The sequence below is a fragment of the Candidatus Thiosymbion oneisti genome (assembly GCF_004359955.1).
Lineage (GTDB): Bacteria > Pseudomonadota > Gammaproteobacteria > Chromatiales > Chromatiaceae > Thiosymbion > Thiosymbion oneisti.
The window spans coordinates 22,023-41,258 of the sequence record NZ_SMSC01000010.1 but is presented as its reverse complement, the minus strand read 5'-3'; the positions used below and the strand labels follow the sequence as shown (position 1 = coordinate 41,258).

Below are 19,236 nucleotides of genomic sequence, written 5' to 3'. Positions count from 1 at the left end.
GGCTGCGCCCACCAGCTAAGCGCGGGAGTGGTGGGCACAGCCCACCCTACAGGCTATATGCAAAATATGCAGAAATGGGGTACTAGGGATCCTAGCCGGATACCCCAACCCAGGCCAAGGCAGGTCCGCCGGGACCCCGCCGTGATCGCAACGCGCGCGCCAACTGGTACACCGCCATGGCATAGTAGCTGCTGTGGTTGTAGCGCGTAATCACGTAGAAGTTCTCCAGCCCGAGCCAGTATTCGTAACCGCCGGCGGCATCCAACTTGATCAGGCTGACCCGCTCCTTGCCGTCGAGCCCGGCAGTCACGGCGATTCCGTTCCGACGCAAGGCCGCGAGGCTATAGGTGCTATCGAAGCCCGTCTTCATCGCCCCCACACCCGCACCGCTCGCGGACGTGCGAACCGCCACGGGCTCCCCCTTGCGCCACCCGTGGGACGCGAAGTAGTTGGCGACGCTGCCGATGGCATCTACCGGATTCCACAGATCACGCTTACCATTGCCGTTGAAGTCCACCGCCCACCTGCGAAAGCTCGAGGGCATGAACTGGCACAGCCCCATGGCACCGGCGTAGGAGCCCTTGGGTCCGAAGGGATCCAAGCCCTCGTCGCGGGCCATGATCAGAAAGGACTCGAGCTCGCCCGTGAAGAACTTGGAGCGGCGCGGATAGTCGAAGGCCAGGGTCGCCAGGGCATCGATCACCCGGTGTTTTCCCAGATAGCCGCCGTAACGGGTCTCGACACCGATGATGGCGACCACATACTCGGGTGGCACGCCGTACTGGGCCTGGGCACGCCGGAGCACCTTGTCGTAGCGGCGCCAAAAGCCGATACCTTTCGAGATATTGTCCCGGGTGAGGAACTTGGCGCGATAACGGGTCCAGGCCCCGGTCGGTCCCTGGGACCGCTTGCCCCTGGGGCGATTGACCAAATCGAGAATCCACTGCTGCCGCTCGACCCACGAGAGGACCCGTTCCAGATCGGCCCGTCTGAAGCCCTCCTCCCGCACCAGTTTGTCGATCAACCGCGCCGCGGCAGGATAGCCCGCGTAATCGCCGGAGAGACCGGACGACCGCTCGGCAGGACCCTGCCTGAATGCTCGACCGGAGCTCGGAACGCCAACTTTCCCGCCATAAGAGACCGACTTAGCCTGCCGAATCTCAGGTGGGGCGACCCACACACGACTCGTTCGCACCTGCTGAGGCGACGCATCCGCGGCCTTTTCAGGGCTGGAGCCGCAGGCAGCAACCAAGGTCACAACCAGTGCCCAGGCAAGGAAAAAAAAGATTCGCATTGTATCCCCCTCCTGACCATACCCCAGATTGACGTAACCCGATAATCGAACCGCCGAGGACGCAGGGAATCGATCCCTTACCCTCTTTGCGTCCCTCTGTATCTTGTGGTTTTTCCCTCTACGGCCCCGTGAGCACCATGACCGTGTCCATCTCCACCGCTGCCCCCTTGGGTAAGGCGCTGACACCGATCACTGCCCGTGCCGGATAGGGCTCGCTGAAATACTCGGCCATGATCCGGTTGACCAAGGAAAAGTCTTCCGGATCCGTCAGAAAGACCGTGAGCTTGACCAGATCCGCCAGACTACCCCCGGCGGCAACGGCCACCGCCTCCAGGTTGTCGAAAACCCGGCGGATCTGTGCCTGGACATCGCCTTGCACCAGCTCCATGGTCTCGGGGACCAAGGGAATCTGACCCGAGAGATAGAGCGTCTCGCCCACCCGCACGGCCTGGGAATAGGTCCCGATGGCCCGCGGGGCGCGGTCGGTGTCGATAATTCGCTTATTCATGATCGGTTGCTCGCTGCCTGCGGAAAAACAGGAAATCCCCAAGTCGCACCATAGGCAATGGGCCATGACAGGTCAATGGATGCTGGCGCGTCGAATCGGAAAGCATCGAGACTCGGGCCGGATGCTCAGGAAAAGAGCTGTCGCCACCAGCGTTTGCGACCCTTGGTGATCACCTGGGTCGTCGGCAGGTTGATGGGGGGAATCCGGCTCATGATCCAGCCGGGCAGCGGTGGATTATCACTGTAGCCACAGGAAACCCCGAGATTGTTCGGGTCATAGATCTTGATAAAGCTGGGCGCCTGCAAGTCGTCGGCATAGACGATTCCGCAGTAATCCTCCTGGTGCTCCTCGCGCAGCAGTTTGTCCATCTCGGTCACAAAGATCTCGACGCGGGCGGTGTCCGCAGGTTCACCGGGCGGCTCCTCCCCCACCGCATAGAGATACCAACCGTCTCCCGAACCCGCGCGCACCCGGTCCCACAGGGCATCGAGCTGATGCCAACGCAAGGCGGCGGTAAAGCTACCCCTGAATGCCTGCAGATAGACCGGTTCCAAGCCGTCGATGCTGTACATGGGCTACTCCGAGCATGATTGATCTGACACCGCCGCTCCCAGGCCACGGTCGGCGGGGGAAGTACAAGGCCGCTATTCAAAAGGCGCACCGGATTGCTATATTTGGCCTTTTATAGAGGAGAATCCATATCCATGTCGGCACTCTTCGAATCCAAGCTCTCCGGATTGGCCCTGCTCAACCGCGGCAAGGTACGCGACATCTACCAGGTCGATGAGGACCAGCTGCTGATCGTCACCAGCGACCGTCTCTCCGCCTTTGACATCGTGTTGCCCCAACCTATCCCCGGTAAAGGCGAGGTGCTCACCCGCCTCTCCAATTTCTGGTTCGAGCAGACCCGAGATATGGTCCCTAATCACCGCTCCGACGTCACCCCGGATCAAGTCATCACCAACCCCAAGGAACGCGTCCTGCTCGGCGACCGGGCCCTGGTAGTGAAACGGCTCGATCCGCTGCCGGTGGAGGCCATCGTCCGCGGCTACATCATCGGCTCGGGCTGGAAGGACTACCAGCGCACGGGGGCGATCTGCGGCATCGGCCTGCCAAAGGGACTCGCCCAGGCGGACCAGCTGCCGGAGGCCATCTACACGCCCTCGACCAAGGCCACCGTCGGGGAACACGACGAGAACATCGACTTCAACCGCACGGTCGCGCTCATCGGCCGCGAGCTGGCCGAGCAAGTCCGGGACATCAGCCTGCGCATCTATACGACCTGCGCCGAATTTGCCCGCGACCGGGGCATCATCATCGCCGACACCAAGTTCGAGTTCGGCCTCGACACCGACGGCCGCCTGTATCTGATCGACGAAGTGCTTACCCCGGACTCCTCCCGCTTCTGGCCCCAGGACCAATACCGCCCCGGCATCAGCCCCCCCAGCTTCGATAAGCAGTTCGTCCGCGACTACCTCGAGGCCCTGGACTGGGACAAGACCCCCCCCGCCCCGGCGCTGCCTCAGGACATCATCGACAAGACCGCGGCCAAATACCGGGAGGCCGAGGAGCGTCTGACCCGGACTACATCTGTAGGGGACCTTGAAAAATCGCCTGCCCGTCAATCTTTCACGACGTGAAGTGAAGACACGGTTCATGGGAGCAGACCTGATCCGGTCAGGTCCCCATACTCGGCAATAGGTCCGCGCAATACCTGATGGCGGGGAACCCGCCCGGCTCCCGGACGGGTGCCTTGGAGTCCGGTGCGAGCACCGCCAATAGCCAGCGAAAACCATAGTCCTTTGCCGTCTCCAGCACCTGCGGGCTGTCGTCGATTAACAGGGTACGTTTACGATCGAACGGCTCGATGGCTTGTACCCGGGGCCAGAAGTCGTCCGCTTCTTTGGGGCTCCCCAGATCGTGGGAGCAGATGATGTGCTCGAAATGGCCGGCCAGTGGTGTCTTCTCCAGCTTGAGGGCGATCGATTTCGGGTGGGCGTTGGTGACCAGTACCCGCCGTTTGCCCAGTGCGGTCAGCGCTTCCAGAAAATCCACCACCTGGGGATGCATGACAATGAGGTGACCGACCTCCTGCTTGAGGAGTGCGATGTCCAGCGCCAGCTCACGGCTCCAGTGCTCGACGCAGTACCAGGCCAATGTACCTTCCCGATTGTGGTATCGCCCCAGGAGCTCGGCCCGTGCCCTAGCCAGAGGCAATCCACGTGCCGCGGCGTAGCGCAGGGGCACATGCTCGCGCCAGAAATGGTTGTCGAAGTGCAAGTCGAGCAGGGTGCCGTCCATATCCAGGAAGACAGTGTCGACGGCATTCCAATCGATCATCGGGTTAAGGTAAGTCCAATTGGATGAAGATTATCGAAACGAGCATAAAAGAACTTTGGTAGCGGTTAAAGGTTAAATGGAAACATCGCCACTCGCAGGGGGTTGGGCACGCCACACGCAGCACCCCCTCTTCCGCCGGGAGAGAGCCTGCCCCGAGCGCAGCGAGGGGGCCGGAGAGAGGGGATCAAATCAAGCAACGGGGCATAATGAACCGCTCTACGCTAACCATTTAAAAATTTACCATTACCAGCCGCGTAGGGCGGATAAGCTTGCGCCATCCGCCGTATGCCAGCCACCTTCGGCGGGTGGTGGCCAGGCTCCCTCCTGCGTCGGGACGGGGCCTGGCCTGACCCGACCTACGGGCTCATACCGGATCGGCATCTGGGTGCACACTTTGGGGTCCGAGAGCCGCCGGCGCCAGAGGGTGCGGTGTCAGAAGCGCTCGCCGGTGACTTGCAGGCATTTGTGGAACAGGGTTTTGCTGTCGTGGCTGGCGACGCCGACACCGCATTGCCAACGTGGCTCCGGGGGGCCGGTCGGGCTGTAGGTAACCGCGTTGAGGATTAAATCGGTGCGCGGTTTGATTGGCCGAGCGGACCGAAAAACCGATCTTCATTAGAGTTGTACCCTTTGTAACATGCTTTAAAATCAGTATGTTATAAGAATCATTTGGTGTCTAACCCTTTGTTTCCTGGTTAACCAGAAACGGGAAATCCCCCGGCTTTGCCGGGGAGACCGTAAAAGTTTGACATTTCCGGGAGTCCATCTGGGACACTCCAATCGTGAGCCGCCAAGCACACGACTGAGAGGAGGTCCCGATGGACGAAGCCAAAAGCTTAAGCCACTCCAGGTGGGAGTGTAAATATCATGTGGTTTTCATCCCGAAATGCCGACGCCAGACTTTGTACGGGCAATTGCGACGGCATCTCGGAGAGGTTTTCCATGAGTTAGCTCGACAGCGAGAGAGCCAGATCGAAGCGGGGCACCTGATGCCTGACCATGTTCATATGCTGATTTCAGTCCCGCCGAAGTATGCGGTGTCGCAAGTGGTTGGGTACATCAAGGGGAAAAGTGCAATCCACGTGGCGCGTGTGTAGGGTGAGCGCAAGCGCAATTTTGTTGGCCAACACTTTTGGGCGAGGGGATATTTTGTCTCGACGGTAGGTCGTGATGAGGGTGTAATCCGAGCGTACATCCGGCATCAGGAAGCGGAGGATCGGCGACTTGAGCAACTGAATCTATGGAGCTGATTGACCGCCTTTAGGCGGTAGTCACTTGTCGGGGTCGCGTTAGCGCCCCCGAATGCCGCTTTGAGCGGCTCACAATCGAAAGCCCCCGGCTTTGCCGGGGGATGGTTACTAACTACCGTACCGGCCTCATATTCCAATATAACTGATTGATTTTTAAGGACCTGCATCGGGTACAACTCTATTAAACCATGTGCCCTGTTCGGCTGTGGGGTGAAGAGCAAAAACAAGGTGGGTGTCCTTTTATCCCCCCTTTTATCCCCCAGATCAATCTGCTCATTTGAAGTCTTGATTATAAAGCACCGCTAAGGGTCGTGCAAGGCGAGAAGGGGTGTTGTGGGGACCAACGCGGGTAGGGGGAAATGCTCGGAGACGGTTTTTTAGGCCCAGGAAGGGCGGCTTCCAATCAACTACGATTAGTTCTTCTTATATCCACATCAAATAGGCCACTTTCCCTAAACTCATTCAGAAATTCCAGTCCAAGAATCTCTCCCCTGGTGTTAATCGGCGCCAAAACACCAAAGCCAAAATCATCATGTGGATAAATTACGAGCCTTTCTTCCTCCCAGAGAAAAAACACATGGCCGTAAATCTTCCCATCCAAAACCAATTCACAAAGCTGACTAATCATATCAGGATCTTCTTTCCGCAGCGGAAATACATTGAACTTGGTCTCCAGGTCCTCCTCTTCTTTATCAAACTCGATCCATCCTTTCTGCTCGAGTTTCGACATAACCTCTTTCTCTCGGCGTGAAAATCTTTTCTCTCTTATGACACATGGGGTCACAGAACAAATCAAAAAACACGTATCCAGCCGGGGCCTAATGAAATCAAGAAAAATTTCCACGGCAATATCTCTCCACTTCCCAAAAGGAACGGATTCGCTATAGCCAATGAAATGACGAGATTGTGCATACGCATCAAGATTAACAATCTCTTTTAAAAGCTCTATTTTTAGTTTGCACATAAGAACGTCACCTCACTATAACCGTTCAGCCCCACCCCGTCATTCCGGCTGGGACGCCGGAACCCAGGCACCCAGGATGGGAACAGTGGATGGCAAAACCAAAGAGGGGGCTGAACGGTTACCGAATAGTACGCCCTTGGATCACGAGCTAAAGCGGTAATTTTGTTCCGCTTTTACTCCATATTATCGAGTGGGTGTCCTTTTATTATGCCGAGCTGCAACCAATGCCTCTACTTCCGCATCTGACAGCTCGGTTAACGCATAACGAGTAAGGATGTCATCCGGTATGGAATACATTGCCGTTGGCGAAGAAAGCAATAAATCATAACAGATATCTTCTAGGTTTTCAGTTTGGATGACATGATAAACTCGATTGGTCCATGTGCTGATATACCAGTCCTCCTCCCAATGGGTCAACCAGAAGCTGTTACCTTGGTATGGCGATTGGGGCCACTCAAGGGCCACTATTAGTTGGACTGGTGACTGCAGGAATGTGCTTATCCCTCTTTCACTGAGTCGCTTACGAACATGAGTGTATTCACTAGTCATTTCAGCAACAAAAGAGGATTGCCATTCAGGTACCATTTAGTAATCGGCCACCGCAATATCTGTTTTGGCACTGATTAACCAAATTCCATAAACAAAAAAAGGGGCGTGTTCTCGAACACGTATATTCGACCAGTCTTTGAACTCAACCGCACGATCAATATCATCAAACAGGTGATGCTCGTTTAAATGGACCGCCCATCGGAGACGCAATTCACCAACATTCTCGATGTTTGGATCAAATCCACAATTGGTAAGCCCACTAAGACCATATCGGTCTGCTATGTCGTAACCCAGAAACGACCAATTCTCCTCCCGAACACAAGGGCTGGCAAGCGATACGTTATCTTTCAACGTTTTTTGTATGCCTGCCGACGCGCAACCTCCTAATAACGCATCCCACTCTCTTTTTTCCTCGATCGTGCAAATATCGTACAACAACTCTACCCCAATAATGCAAAATGGAATTTTTTGCAGCGCTTTTATGGGGCTCAGATATTTCGTGAGCGCGTCTAAATTGTCCCACAGATCCGGCCAGAAACCAGTATACGAGGGTTTAGACAGATGACACGCATCGAATACGGAAGGCCAAATCATCGGATCAATCGAATAAACTTCCGCACCATCCAACCGGTATAAAAAGTTACTTTTCAACCGATCATCTATTTTCCTTCCCGAAACCCGAGCATCATATCCGAGAATCCATTCCCCGAAGTTCGTTGTTGTGTTCATACCAATTCGCTCAAATTCTTACCTATGTGGTGAGGCTTAATAACCTGAGATTAGAGCGTGTTGGTCGGATGTACCAAAAGTCGGTGCAATTCCCACCAAAATGCTCCACCCTGTATCAGTGCGGCTATCGGAAATGGCAAAGCTCCTCGTTATCATAATCAGGAAGCTATTTCTTCAAAATGCTCGCCCAATTTGACGGTATAGTACCTCCCTGTGGCAAACAGCCTCCAAATTTCCGATACGGTCCAAAACATTGGCAGGTTTCCGGATTTTGATGATATACATAATAGTGCCAATGATCTCCGGGACAAGGATAATGAGGGGTACTTGGTGGAACCTTATCGATTTCCGGTGGAGGTGGTGGAGGACAAGGAGGACATTTTTTCTTATCACATTCATCACATTTTTCCTCTTTCTTCGGTTTTGATTTAGACCTAGAAATCGCATCCGATGCTTCCTTTGCTACCAACACCGCCAACAGTATTCCTCCGGTCCAAACAAGCGCCTTACCGAAGGCAACGAGGGCCACGGAAATTGTTACGGGTTCTAATCCGAAAGGATCGGTCCTGTAAACAGGGGCACCGCGGGCGTATCGATATAGATTGAAGTCCTTGCTTAAATACGAGATCGGATCCTGCGTAATATAGCGAGAAATTTGTGGGTCGTAGTAACGAAAGACATTGTAGTGCAGTCCGGTTTCCGGGTCGATCTGCTGTCCTGGAAAGCGCAGTAGATTAGGGATATCGGCTATCGGTTCTTCGCACCTGCCGAAGGCGTCATAATTTCCTTTCCATACGAGTTTTCCTGCTTCGTCCGTAATTTCCAGGGGTGTTCCCAGATGGTCGGTGTGGTAATAGTAGGCGGCTCGGTTTCGTATGCAGGCCAAGGGCACAAAGCTGTTTGCTTGGAAAATGTATTGGGTTCGGTTGGCTCCTTCTTCTTCGGCAATCAGCTGAAGTTGGTCCCAGTAGTAGGTGACCTCTCTTCCATCAAACGCCTTCTTTCCGATCCGCCGGCCCAGCGCGTCATAGTAATAGTTTACATCGCATCCGGCCGCCAAATCGAAGCAGCCGATGAGCTGGTTGAAGCTGTTGTATTGAAGCTGCGTGATCCCATTTTCGCCGCGTCGCTCGACGATGTTGCCCCGTGCGTCGTGCGTGTAGTCGAACCCATCGGACCGGAGCAGCCGATTTCCGCTCGCATAACGTGCCTGAAACCGGTGGCCTCTTTGTAACAGGTTGCCGGCGGAATCATAGACCAGGTCTTCCGGTTCCTGCGCATGCCCTGAAAGGATTCGGGCCAGGCGTCCCGCCGGGTCGTAGGCGTACTGCTTTGGGTTTCTGCCATTATCCTCCAGCCTCGATAACCGGCCGTTCGGATCGTACCTGTAGCGGCGCCGAATCAGGGGTTCGTCCGTCGGACCATGGATATCCTGGGCAAGCAGATGGCCCTCGGCATCATGTCTGCACAGGGAGTAGGACCCGCCCGGCAGATGGCGTTCGATCGGTTGTCCCAGTTTGTTGCGTACCAGCCGGATGATTTTGTCACCGGGCAAGGTGACACGCTCGAGTTTGTCGTTTTCGTCGTACTCGAATGCTATGCTTGTGTCCCAAGGCCCTTTGCGCGCGATGAGATTTCCGGCGGCATCATATATTCGCTCGATTGATTGCTCTCCTTGCTGCTCTTTGATTATGCGTCCGAGCGTATCGTATTCAAAGGTTACCCGGCTATGTTCGTTGCTCGCCTCGATGAGTCGTCCGGCTTGGTCGTATTTGTAGGTATTGCGACATTGGGTCCCCGCCAGGTCGTGGCCCGCGATTTCGACGATCCTTCCCGTTTTGTCGTAGCAAATGTTGAGCGAGCCGCCGCCGGGGCGCGATACTGCTACGACATTTCCTTTCCGGTCGTAATCATATGTATTGGTCTCTCCGGCGAAACCAACATCGCTACTGAGACGCCCACACACATCGTAGCTGAATGTGTGTTTTTGGTTGTTTTCGTTGGTTATGGTGGTCAGCTGTCCTTCGCTGTCATACTCGAATCTGACTGTGTTCCCGTTTTCGTCGCGTTGTTCGCTAAGCTTGTTCAGTCCGCGATAGATGAATCTCTTTTCATTCCCTAGCGGGTCGCGTGTCCATATGAGATTGTCTTCGGCGTCGTATCCATAGCTGGTTTCGTTGCCGTTTTTGTCGCGTTCGCGGATCAGACGCCCTTTGAGGTCGTAGACAAAATGCCTGGCATGACCTTCCACATCGCCCACATATAATAGACGATGCCATTCATCGTATTCTTTTCGGATTGCCGGGTGATTTTCCTGTGTGCTTTTCCCGGCGGCAGTGTGGTGGATTCGGCAATTACCTTGGCTGTCTTCTTCCTGAATCAGGTTGTCGTCTTCGTCATGGATGCGGATTATCTGATTGCCGAGTGGATCGATCTGCACATCGGGCTGGTCGTCTGCGTAAACCGTTTCCCAACGGTTGTTTTCCTGATCGGTCTTTACCGTTTGCCGTCCTTGTTCGTCGTATTCATAGGTGATCGTATTTTGGTTGGCATCGATTTCACCCACCAGGCGACGATTCCGGTCATAGTGGTATTGGTGGGCGCCGCCCGTGGCATCCACCACCATGACGACCAGGCCTTGTCGATTCCAGTAGTAGGTGGTTTTTTGTTGTAATGAGTTGATTACTTCGGTTTTTCCCTGCCCGGTTGTGTAGCGCAGCTCGCGATAATAGTCGCCTTGGTCTCCCCAGTTTTTGATGCATCTGCCTTGGGCGTCGTATTCGTAGTTGAAGCAGTATCCGTTGCGATTTATTTCTGCAATTAAAAGGTCATTGTCATCATATGTATATTGTAATGGGTTGGCGAATTCATCGTATACTACGGTCAGGCGGTTGCGGTTGTCATAGGTATATCCCCGCAGTCTGATTTCTTGCTGCGCGGATTGGATATGGCAGTAGATCGCGGTGAGCCGCCCGAAGGCGTCATAAGCGAAACGATAGTCCTTGCCTCCGGCGTCTTTCAGGCCAATGAGCTGCTCGCCTCGATACAGTAGGTCGATGCTGTGGTAGTGACCACTTTGTACGCGCTGCAATCGGCCGTCGGGGGTGAAACGGTAGCTTCTACCATTGCGCTGCATGAGCTCGAGATGACTTTCGAGACGCCGTAGGGTGAGTCCTTCCGCCGCCAGGTAAAATGAGTCGCCGACCGCGATCAGGGGAAGGGAGATTGCCCGGCCTTCGTCGTCGTAGTAAATCAGCTCGTCCGCATCGAGCACGAGGCGTAGGTCGAGAAAGGATGTCCAGCCGCTACCGAACAGGCCTGGTCTGCCGGCATGGTTACTTGACCAAGTACGGAAGAGTCCGATGGAGAGGGGGTAGGTGAAGGTGATGTCTTTGTCGACGACGAAGACGCGGCCGGTCGCGACATCGATTGGATGTCCGGTGGCGGTGCATTCGCAGTTGGAGGCGGTGCCGGATGGGGCCTGGACTCCTTCACCTATTTCGGTCATCGCCACGTCTCCGAAAATGGAAAAATTGCCGGCATGTTCGTTGGTCTCTTAGGAACAGTTCACTAACAAATTATGCATCTTTTCCCCGTGCCCTCCGTGGTTCAATACGACTTTCCCAGCCTTGGTTTTTTCACCACAGAGGACACAGAGCGCACAGCGGGTTGGATTCGACAAGGTTTGACGCGATCGATCAGGCCAGGCCCATTGAAATTGATTAATGACTCTCCCTCCACTCGTGCCGAGCGTATGTCGGTTAGGCGTTGAGCGGCGTGGAGTCCGGCGATTTTATCCACGCTGTGGGCAGGGGCAGGGGCAGCGTAGGGCGGGAAAGGCCAGGGACGGCCGCATCCCGCCGTTCAGTCGCCTTAATTTAATTACTTTATCGTCTACCAGGATACCGATTCTCGGTGCGCTCTGTGTCCTCTGTGGTTCAATAAATTGAATATCCTGGCGATGATGGATCGCTCGGTGAGTGCGCACAACGCGGGATGCTTGTTCACGTTGTTTTTGATCCGTTACTTACCCTCACCCCATGGCGTTCTTTTTGTTATGGAGCAGAGGATCACCCAGGCGGCACACATTCCGCCCTTCGAATTTGACGTCGAAGGAGTAGAGCATGAACTCGGCCACGTCTTTATTGGTACCGCTGATGATACCCCCGGCCACGCCCGGCTCGTCGCCGGTGGTGACCTTGTATTTGGCGCCTTTGACCATTGGCATTTTTCCATCGGTTTTTACGGTCTTGGGTCCGCCGGAGGTGTCGGAGGATTTCCCGGTATTGGGGTAGGGAATGGGCGGCGTGGATGGCCCCACGGGCGTCTTGCAGACATCGGGAAAGACGGTGCTCATGCCGCCGCTGCTCTGGTGGACAATGCCGCGGCCGTTGGCGAAGGTGGTTTGGGCCATGATGATGTGCTCCTCTCGGTTAGATTTTGTGGCAATGCCATTAAGTTAAGTGTCGCCGACACCATTTGTGATCGGTCGCGCGCTGTCTTTGTTCGCCCTCTCCCCAACCCCTCTCCCGGCGGGAGAGGGGCTTTTGCGACACCCTCGCCAGGAGAGGGGCCTTGAGGCTTAACTTAATGGCATTGGATTTTGTGGAGGATCGCGGCGGCACGGTGGCCGTGATCCGAAGAACAATAGACGAGTACCGGTCCTCGACGATAGCCCCGTTGCAGGCCGGTGGCGGCCAGGCTGATCATCACCGGACCAAAGGCCGCCCCGAGATCGCCGAAGCAGTCGGCCGGATGCGAAATAAAGGGGGCCTCGACCAGGCTGTCCTGATGGCGAATGGTGCATACGCCCAATTCCTTGGCCCAATAGCTTTCGCCATTCATGCTGCTGTATAGGGTGGCGATCTTGTGTTCTCTTTGACCCGCTAGGTTACCGAGTAGTGCTTGCCAGGTCTCGGACAGACCTTCACCGCGATAGGGGGTCTCGCTGTGGAGGTGACCATGCTCAAAGCCTCTGGCGGTAGCCGCTATGACACCCAGCGTCGTTAATCCCAGCTTCGCCGCTGTGCGCTCCGTACTCAGGAGCAGAAAACCGGCGCCTTCACCGGGGATAAAGCCGTCCAGGTTGATATCCGACTTGAGGCGGCCGACGCGGTCCAGATGTCCTAGCCGTTCCAGGTCGTATTCGCTATCACAGCCACCGACCAGGACGAACTCGGCGGTACCCTGGGTCAGGAGCTTGGTTGCTTCGTCGACTCCGATGAGTCCGGCCGCTCGACCACGCGGAATGATCGCGCTGTGCTCCGGATCGATCGGTAGCGAGGTCAGCGACAGCAGGGCATTCCACAGTTCGTTATGATCGGTCGTAGCGTCCTGTGGCAACGCGAGCAATAAGGGGATGGCTGCGTCCAAATCCGGCTGCGCCCGAGCCAGATCCTGCAAGGCCAGATTGGCGGCCCGGAGCATCCGGGATTCCCGCCGGCTGTACTGCGTCGAGGCAGTCAGGGTGCTCGGCAGGTCAGGCAAGCATTCCTCGGGGATGTAGGCGATGACGAAGGGCTCGTATTCTTTGTCGCACCAGCTAATCTCATTGAAATTGGCGATCTGTGCGCGTACCGCAGCCGCGGTCTGGGCCAGCGTGAGGCCCACGGGGGTCGCGGCGCCTGCCGCGGTGATGACGATGCGTGGTGAGGGCAATTTATTCATCCGAGGTCGATTCCAAGGTCGATATCGGCGTCCAGGCACCGCACGACCACCTCGCGCACCCGCAAGACCTGTTTGTCACAGGGGATGCTTGCGCGCCACACCGCAATGAAACGGTGCCGGTCCGGTTCGAGTACCAGGGTATCCCACACCGGGGTGCGGGTATGCAGGGCACCGTCGATCATAAAGTCGGCGGACAGACGGATACGCGGTAGCTGGAAGTGCAGGAGGCCCGACTTGCTGGCGTTGACGATCTTTACTTCTTCACCTCCCTTGAGATAGCCATCGGCGATCAGATCCGGGTGGGCGGCCTGATTGAAGCGGGGATCGAAGTCCGCCGGCAGATAGGGGGCCCGGTTCTTCTTCCAGTGTTCGTCGTAGGTCCCCGCATAACGCCGGCGCGGTTCCCAGTGGGGATGGATGTAACCGAATCCGGCCGGTGGGGGACGATCCTTCGGGCTATCGATGAGGTGTTTCGGGTCCTCCAGGTTGGGCAGGGGCATTCCGGTCAGCGCCTGTTCGCCACCGCGGACGCGAAATCCGTGACCGATGGGATTCGCCGCATAGACGCGGGGTTGGGGCCCGTCGCGCCCCGACACTTGGTCCCGACCACCGAAAGCGCGCTCATAACGTAAAGGCATCTCGGCAAAGGGAAGGGGGTCGGTGAAGTGGGCAATGCCCAAGGTTCGGTCCCAGCAACGATCACCAAAGACCCGTATGATCTTACGTCGGGAACCGACCATCAGGCCGACGTCAATGGAAGTTACCCGCCGTTCGGCCGGTGCGTAGGCATGACCGGTCATAACGATGTCGGTTGCCGGTTTGGTAAAGCCGAGTTCGGCGGCATACCGAATCGAGGAGGTGCCCGGCTCGTCCCAGCATTCATCGGCACGTACCACCGGCAATTGTTCCTCTGCGACTTGAATCCCTTCAGGTCCGATGTCGAAGGTCCCTTTGGTAACCGAGAAGGCTGTATCCACACCTTCCTGATCCGGAAACACGGCCAGTGCGGTGACAAAGGGGGTGTAATCGGTGGTCTGCAACACCAGAGGATTCCCGGTAGCGCTCAGTTGATCTGCGCCGACCCACCCTTGATCCGATTAACACCGGAGGAACGGCTAGATAGGTAGGCGCCTCGGATCAGGATCTTGCCTGCTTTTGTCAGCGTGATGCTGGCTTTACCGCACTCGAGGACGATTTCTTTCTGTGCACGGAGCAGGATGCGCTCGCCGTCTAGGTCGGCGGTGAATGGGGCCTGGGGATCGGCCTGGCGTTCTGGATGCTGCACCATGCCGATGACCAGGGGCAGACGCGGGTCGCCGCCTTCGAATAGGAGGGCGACCTCGCGGCCCACGTCCGTGCTCTGAAGCCTGGTCGTGGCGCGGGCCTGGAGGGCCGTCTCCTGCGGATTGCCGGGGAAGGCGACGAGCGGCGCTCCGTCCTCGTGGAATCCGAGCAGGAGGCCGATGACAACCCCGTCGTAGCGTTCGGTGGTCTCGCTGAATTCCGCCCCGGCGGTCTCCGCTCGGTCTTGGTTGCGGTTCGTTTCCATGGGTTCAGTTCTCCAGGATCTTCTTGCCTTTAATAACCACGTTCTTGCTCGCCTTGGCGTTGGTAACGCCGGAGCCCTTGACGGTGATGTCCTTGCCCTGGATCGTGATGGTACCGTCCTTCTTCATGGAGATGCTGGCGCTGCCGGTGGTAAGGGTGATGGAGTCACCGGCGTCGATCGTCAGGTTTTTGCCGATGTTCATGGCCTGATTCATGCCTACGGACACGGCTTGCGCCAGGCCGACAGTAATGGCCTGGGCACCACCTACGGAATGAGTTCTTGCCGACGATTACTCCGACCAATCGGGGACCGACATTCTCGCTGAGGGTGGTGCCAATCGTGACATCAATCTTGCCGATCTGCTCGCTCAGACTGTGCCGACTTAGCGTACTCTGGTTCCTGCCGACGAGTCACGGCCTGTTGACCCGCCAGTGACCGTTTCGTTTGACTCCGACGGTGCGGGTGCAGGTCCTGGGCGACATTGATAATCTCGTTAGCGCCGACGGTTTCGGTGCGATTACTGCCGATAGAGATGGTCTCGTTGCTTCCCACCTGCTCGATCCGGTCGACGCCGATTAGTCGTAGTCTCGTTGCCGACGGTCTTGGCACGGTCGTTCCCGATTTGGATGAGTTATAAGGCCATTGAGGTGACATCCGGCTGCGATCATGCAGCATGCTCGCGCAGGTCGTGCTCGATGAGATTGCTGTCTTTGTCAAATTGACCATGCTCACGGATGAGCTCCTGGCCCGCTGGTGTCGTCCATGATGTATTCGTTGTAACCACCGCCGCCCTTGGTGCTGTTGGACATGAGTCCGCTGACGGTGGCGCTGCCAGGTAATCCATGGGGGGGCTTATTGACGTCGTTGTAGACCGCACCATTTGATGATGGGCCGGTCGGGGTCGCCTTCAGAAGTCGACGATGACTTCTGGCGGGATGCGCGGGATTGCCACAGCGCCCAGTTCTTACCGGCCAGGGGTGAAACGTACTTAGCAGGGCTGAAATTGCTGAAGTCGGATTGGCCGTAGCGGTCCCAGTGGGACTGGATCGCCCGACCCATTACGCCAGTGGTCAGTCAGATTTCCTGGCTACGCCGGCTTTGCCGACGACGATGGCGGTCTGGGGGGCCCCGGACCAGGGCAGGAAGTGTAGTCCGCGGTGGCCGAAGGGTCTGGGCATCAAAGGCAGTAAACCAACACTGGAAGACCGGGCCGGCGCTTGGTTTCCCGGAGGAACCGAAGGCGTCCGGACTTCCAGTTTATGCCAGGTGAGACGATCAGGTATTCCAGTTCTGGTCTTGGCGGGGATACTCCGGTCAGCTTGAAGCGCGATCCGGTGGCTAAGCCACGGGCATTGCCAGCACCCTGTATGAGGGTCTCGTAGTCCACATGGGAGTTCTTCGATGCGGGCGCGCAGTCGTCGCCCTGATCGTACTGGGTGTAACCACCCGGATAGTCGTAGCGCTCCAGGGCGTGCTCATGCGGTGGTCCCATCGGTCAGCAGGTCTTTTCCAGGCGCTGTAAAGTCGAAATCGGTGTGGACGAAGGCCCCGAGGACTGGACCGCTCCGGCCACGGACCAGTGGTTGATGTGATCCCGGCTCCCGCAGTGCGGTCTCATCGGGGGGGTAGTAGAGTTTCTTCGTAGCCGGCAACGGGGGTGATGGGCACCGTTGTCTCGTCGGCCAGTTTCAAAGTTGTGTTTGCCGTCTGCGTGCCGGAAGAGTAGTGGATGCCTTCCTGTTCCAGCCAGCCGGCTGATGAACGCGAGAATCTGTTTCCACGGTACTGCACACAGTAATTCCGGGACTGATGCGGCTCGACCAGGAATTCCTGGAAATCGGTGTGGCCGTGCTTCCATGGAAGATGTCCTTGACGATGTCAGCACCGTCAGTCCTGGAAGATACGACATGATCGGTGGTGCGGGGTGAGAAACCAAGTCAAAGTTGAGGCCTGGTAGATGGCAAAGGGACCCGTCGAAGCCGGTGTGTGAAAAACGGCTGACGATGCCGTTGAAATAGCGGGTCCGGTAATCCGGCAGCTCCAGCCGCACGGTGACGGGTTGGCCGAGTAGCTCCTCGTGCTTGATCGGTTGGTGGACTTCGCTGATGAGTTCCAGTTGGTACTCGAACAGGGTGCTCAGGCGTTCGCTGCCGCGCATGGCACGCAGCAGTAGGACGTCTTCGGCGAGGGTCCGGGCTCGTTGGCTGAGAGACATGGCTTCTAGCTCCCCATAATCACAGCAGAGTATAGATTGATAGTTTCCCTAATCATCAAAATGTGCCCACGCAATACCGTTCACATCGAGCGACAACAACAAAATCGGAACCGCCACCAACGGCAACACCACGATGAGCGCACGCACGAACGGGAATCGCCTTGGCACATCTGAGCGAAGCGACAATAGGATGGAAAACAACGATGCCAAAAAACCGGCCCCGACGCTGGCGCGAATATACTGGAAGCGTACGTCGTAAAGGATGGGAAGCAATGGAATCGTGAACTGGGATAACACATAGACGAAAAATATGACGGCATAGGCCACCGCGAGACTCAATAGCAACCCGGAAACCATGGATATCCCAACAAACCACCTCAGGGCCAGGGCGCAGAGCAAGGCCGCCGGGAGTAACACTGGTGCCGTGACCCAGAGCTGGAACAGGGCACTGATCAGGAAGTTTCCGGTCAACACCTGGACGATGCGAAACGCCGAGACCTCGTATTCCCCCACCAGCACTAATCCGGCAACCGCAGCCAGAATCACCACGACCAGGACCAAAATCGGTTTGATCAACATCGGAAACCTCCTACCTACCTATTTGACCGTCACGCTGGCATAGCAAGTCGTGGGCGGCTCAGGTCGAGTCGAGAATTGGATAAAACGATCCAGGTTGCTTTTGACCCAGGTCGCCATAGTATCCTGACTGGCATCCAATTCCACCGTCTGTCCCGGCTTACAGGGGTCGAGTCTGCGCTTCGCTGCACTCTCCTTCAGCAGATCGTCTCCCGTATGGAAAAACAAGGCAAGGATCGGTGGCGCATTGCCAATCCAGATTCCCCCGGACAAGGTGAAATAATCTTGCGATGCCTGCCCCATAATCGCTCCGATCATTTCAATTGCCGATGCAGCGTCCAGTCGAAGGCACTGCAGCTCGAGATTCGTCGCAGTCGGATGCAACAACCGTGCCCGCTCGGTATGGATGCTGCCCCATCCAATCCCCTCACCTAACGGAAGATCTGGATCTTTCGTGAAGATATCCAAGCCCCTTCCAAGATGGTACTGGAGGTAATCCGACCAAAGACCTTCCATGTTTTCCTCGTATTCCCAAGCGATCGCTCCAGCGATGGCTCTCGCATCGATATTGTGCTGGTGCCCTGCCTCGAGGATATCCGAAGAAAACTCGATGAACATCTCGTCGAGGGTTATCTCGAGCAGCGACGTGGACAGATTGCAGCTGCCGACATCGGGTAGCCGCCGTTCAAGCGCCCACGTCAAATCATTAACGGTATCTCGTACCTTGCGTTCAACCGCTGCCTGGGTCTCCCTTAGTATCCACCTTCTTACCGCATCGAGGGGATCGTCTGGATTCGGAAAGGGGTCGTTTGGAATTGGAAACGGAATCTCTGGCACGTTTCTGCCTCCTATTAACCGTTGCAAAAGCTTTCCGCGCTATTCTACATATTATTTTAGGCGCCGAGCGTAGCGTATCGAGTGTCCTTAAGCCTAAATGCCAAGACGAAGTGCGAAATATCCTTTGTATTCCATCATGGTGCCACCTCCGATTCTATTCAGGAAGTTGCGAGTTTTCGATAAGTGCAGCAATTTCTCTGAATTTATCCGCAAGCTTACTTGCCGCTTCAGGGTCGGATACAGATCAATGCCATTAAGTTAAGCGTCACCGGCGCCGTTTGTGATTGGTTGATCCCTGTTTTCGTTCGCCCTCTCCCCAACCCCTCTCCCGCCGGGAGAGGGGCTTTGAGGCTTAACTTAATGGCATTGGGATACAGATAAGGCAGCGTTCCTTGCGATTCGTTCCAGAGCCCTATCTATTTCCGCGTTTGAAACACTTTCGGTGAAAATCGAGAGAAACTGTTGCCAAGCCAGCAACGGAATATCGGCCAGTTTTTCCTCGAATAGTTCTGCTACATAGTCTTTCATAACGCCGGCGCGGGCTAGGCGCCCAAAGTTGCCGCCACTGTCGCTTGCTGGACGGTCTGAAATCATATCCGATTTGGTCGGATAATATTGACTCACGGAGGATAAATGGACATCCCTATCAGCAGTGCGTGACTCGCCGAATGTTCGGGAACTATTGGAATCTCAGCACCCTGACCATGCCCATCTTCTTTATTTGCACACGTAACGATTCCGGGATCTCTTCGTACACA

General features: G+C 56.2%; 19 protein-coding genes and 1 pseudogene. 2 read left to right on the top strand and 18 right to left on the bottom strand.

Annotated features, from left to right (window positions below; translation table 11 throughout):
- Positions 1–91 precede the first annotated feature (91 nt).
- From mltB to E1958_RS07205, 3 genes are all read right to left on the bottom strand, one after another.
- Entirely contained in the window at positions 92–1,294 is a 1,203-nt protein-coding gene (mltB, locus tag E1958_RS07215) for a lytic murein transglycosylase B (protein WP_133511288.1), read from the bottom strand.
- Positions 1,295–1,412: 118 nt separating this feature from the next.
- A complete protein-coding gene (locus E1958_RS07210; protein ID WP_133511287.1) occupies positions 1,413–1,802 on the bottom strand; it encodes a RidA family protein in 390 nt (129 codons plus the stop codon).
- Positions 1,803–1,927: 125 nt separating this feature from the next.
- Entirely contained in the window at positions 1,928–2,374 is a 447-nt protein-coding gene (locus tag E1958_RS07205; RefSeq protein ID WP_133511286.1) for a hypothetical protein, read from the bottom strand.
- A 132-nt stretch (positions 2,375–2,506) separates the two neighbouring features.
- On the opposite strand from E1958_RS07205, the gene E1958_RS07200 reads away from it, so the two are divergent.
- Positions 2,507–3,442: a phosphoribosylaminoimidazolesuccinocarboxamide synthase gene (locus E1958_RS07200; protein WP_133511285.1), complete on the top strand. Its 936-nt coding sequence runs from the start codon at positions 2,507–2,509 to the stop codon at positions 3,440–3,442.
- Positions 3,443–3,479: 37 nt separating this feature from the next.
- Here E1958_RS07200 and yrfG read toward each other — a convergent pair whose 3' ends face one another.
- Both yrfG and E1958_RS21935 read right to left on the bottom strand, forming a co-directional pair.
- Complete coding sequence (gene yrfG / locus E1958_RS07195; RefSeq protein ID WP_133511284.1) at positions 3,480–4,142, bottom strand: GMP/IMP nucleotidase; 663 nt, start codon at positions 4,140–4,142, stop codon at positions 3,480–3,482.
- A gap of 432 nt (positions 4,143–4,574) precedes the next feature.
- Complete coding sequence (locus E1958_RS21935) at positions 4,575–4,727, bottom strand: DUF2169 domain-containing protein (RefSeq protein WP_133511352.1); 153 nt, start codon at positions 4,725–4,727, stop codon at positions 4,575–4,577.
- A gap of 233 nt (positions 4,728–4,960) precedes the next feature.
- On the opposite strand from E1958_RS21935, the pseudogene tnpA reads away from it, so the two are divergent.
- Positions 4,961–5,392: pseudogene (gene tnpA / locus E1958_RS07185) on the top strand (IS200/IS605 family transposase).
- 403 nt (positions 5,393–5,795) lie between these two features.
- On the opposite strand, the gene E1958_RS07180 reads toward tnpA, so the two are convergent.
- From E1958_RS07180 to E1958_RS07120, 13 genes are all read right to left on the bottom strand, one after another.
- Positions 5,796–6,356 carry a hypothetical protein gene (locus E1958_RS07180; RefSeq protein ID WP_133511283.1) on the bottom strand — a complete coding sequence of 187 codons (561 nt, stop codon included), beginning with the start codon at positions 6,354–6,356 and terminating at the stop codon, positions 5,796–5,798.
- A gap of 585 nt (positions 6,357–6,941) precedes the next feature.
- On the bottom strand, positions 6,942–7,634 hold the full coding sequence (locus tag E1958_RS07175) for a hypothetical protein (RefSeq protein ID WP_133511282.1): 693 nt from the start codon (positions 7,632–7,634) through the stop codon (positions 6,942–6,944).
- 166 nt (positions 7,635–7,800) lie between these two features.
- Positions 7,801–11,142, bottom strand: coding sequence for an RHS repeat-associated core domain-containing protein (locus E1958_RS07170; RefSeq protein ID WP_133511281.1), 3,342 nt, complete (start codon positions 11,140–11,142; stop codon positions 7,801–7,803).
- Between the two features lie 525 nt (positions 11,143–11,667).
- Positions 11,668–12,048 carry a DUF4150 domain-containing protein gene (locus tag E1958_RS07165; RefSeq protein ID WP_133511280.1) on the bottom strand — a complete coding sequence of 127 codons (381 nt, stop codon included), beginning with the start codon at positions 12,046–12,048 and terminating at the stop codon, positions 11,668–11,670.
- 173 nt (positions 12,049–12,221) lie between these two features.
- Positions 12,222–13,301, bottom strand: a complete 1,080-nt coding sequence (locus tag E1958_RS07160; protein ID WP_133511279.1) for a beta-ketoacyl synthase N-terminal-like domain-containing protein — start codon at positions 13,299–13,301, stop codon at positions 12,222–12,224.
- Positions 13,298–14,344, bottom strand: a complete 1,047-nt coding sequence (locus E1958_RS07155) for a DUF2169 family type VI secretion system accessory protein (RefSeq protein ID WP_166664613.1) — start codon at positions 14,342–14,344, stop codon at positions 13,298–13,300. Before E1958_RS07155 ends, E1958_RS07160 begins: the two co-directional genes overlap by 4 nt.
- Before the next feature lie 20 nt (positions 14,345–14,364).
- Entirely contained in the window at positions 14,365–14,850 is a 486-nt protein-coding gene (locus E1958_RS07150; protein ID WP_133511277.1) for a DUF6484 domain-containing protein, read from the bottom strand.
- A gap of 4 nt (positions 14,851–14,854) precedes the next feature.
- Complete coding sequence (locus E1958_RS07145; protein ID WP_208108575.1) at positions 14,855–15,052, bottom strand: hypothetical protein; 198 nt, start codon at positions 15,050–15,052, stop codon at positions 14,855–14,857.
- A 975-nt stretch (positions 15,053–16,027) separates the two neighbouring features.
- Positions 16,028–16,342 (bottom strand): contractile injection system protein, VgrG/Pvc8 family, encoded by a 315-nt coding sequence (locus E1958_RS07140; protein WP_133511276.1) that lies wholly within the window; start codon positions 16,340–16,342, stop codon positions 16,028–16,030.
- A gap of 3 nt (positions 16,343–16,345) precedes the next feature.
- Positions 16,346–17,065, bottom strand: coding sequence for a contractile injection system protein, VgrG/Pvc8 family (locus E1958_RS07135; protein WP_133511275.1), 720 nt, complete (start codon positions 17,063–17,065; stop codon positions 16,346–16,348).
- 48 nt (positions 17,066–17,113) lie between these two features.
- On the bottom strand, positions 17,114–17,644 hold the full coding sequence (locus E1958_RS07130) for a hypothetical protein (protein WP_133511274.1): 531 nt from the start codon (positions 17,642–17,644) through the stop codon (positions 17,114–17,116).
- Positions 17,645–17,662: 18 nt separating this feature from the next.
- Complete coding sequence (locus tag E1958_RS07125) at positions 17,663–18,478, bottom strand: hypothetical protein (protein WP_133511273.1); 816 nt, start codon at positions 18,476–18,478, stop codon at positions 17,663–17,665.
- A 357-nt stretch (positions 18,479–18,835) separates the two neighbouring features.
- Positions 18,836–19,102, bottom strand: a complete 267-nt coding sequence (locus tag E1958_RS07120) for a hypothetical protein (protein ID WP_133511272.1) — start codon at positions 19,100–19,102, stop codon at positions 18,836–18,838.
- Positions 19,103–19,236 lie beyond the last annotated feature (134 nt).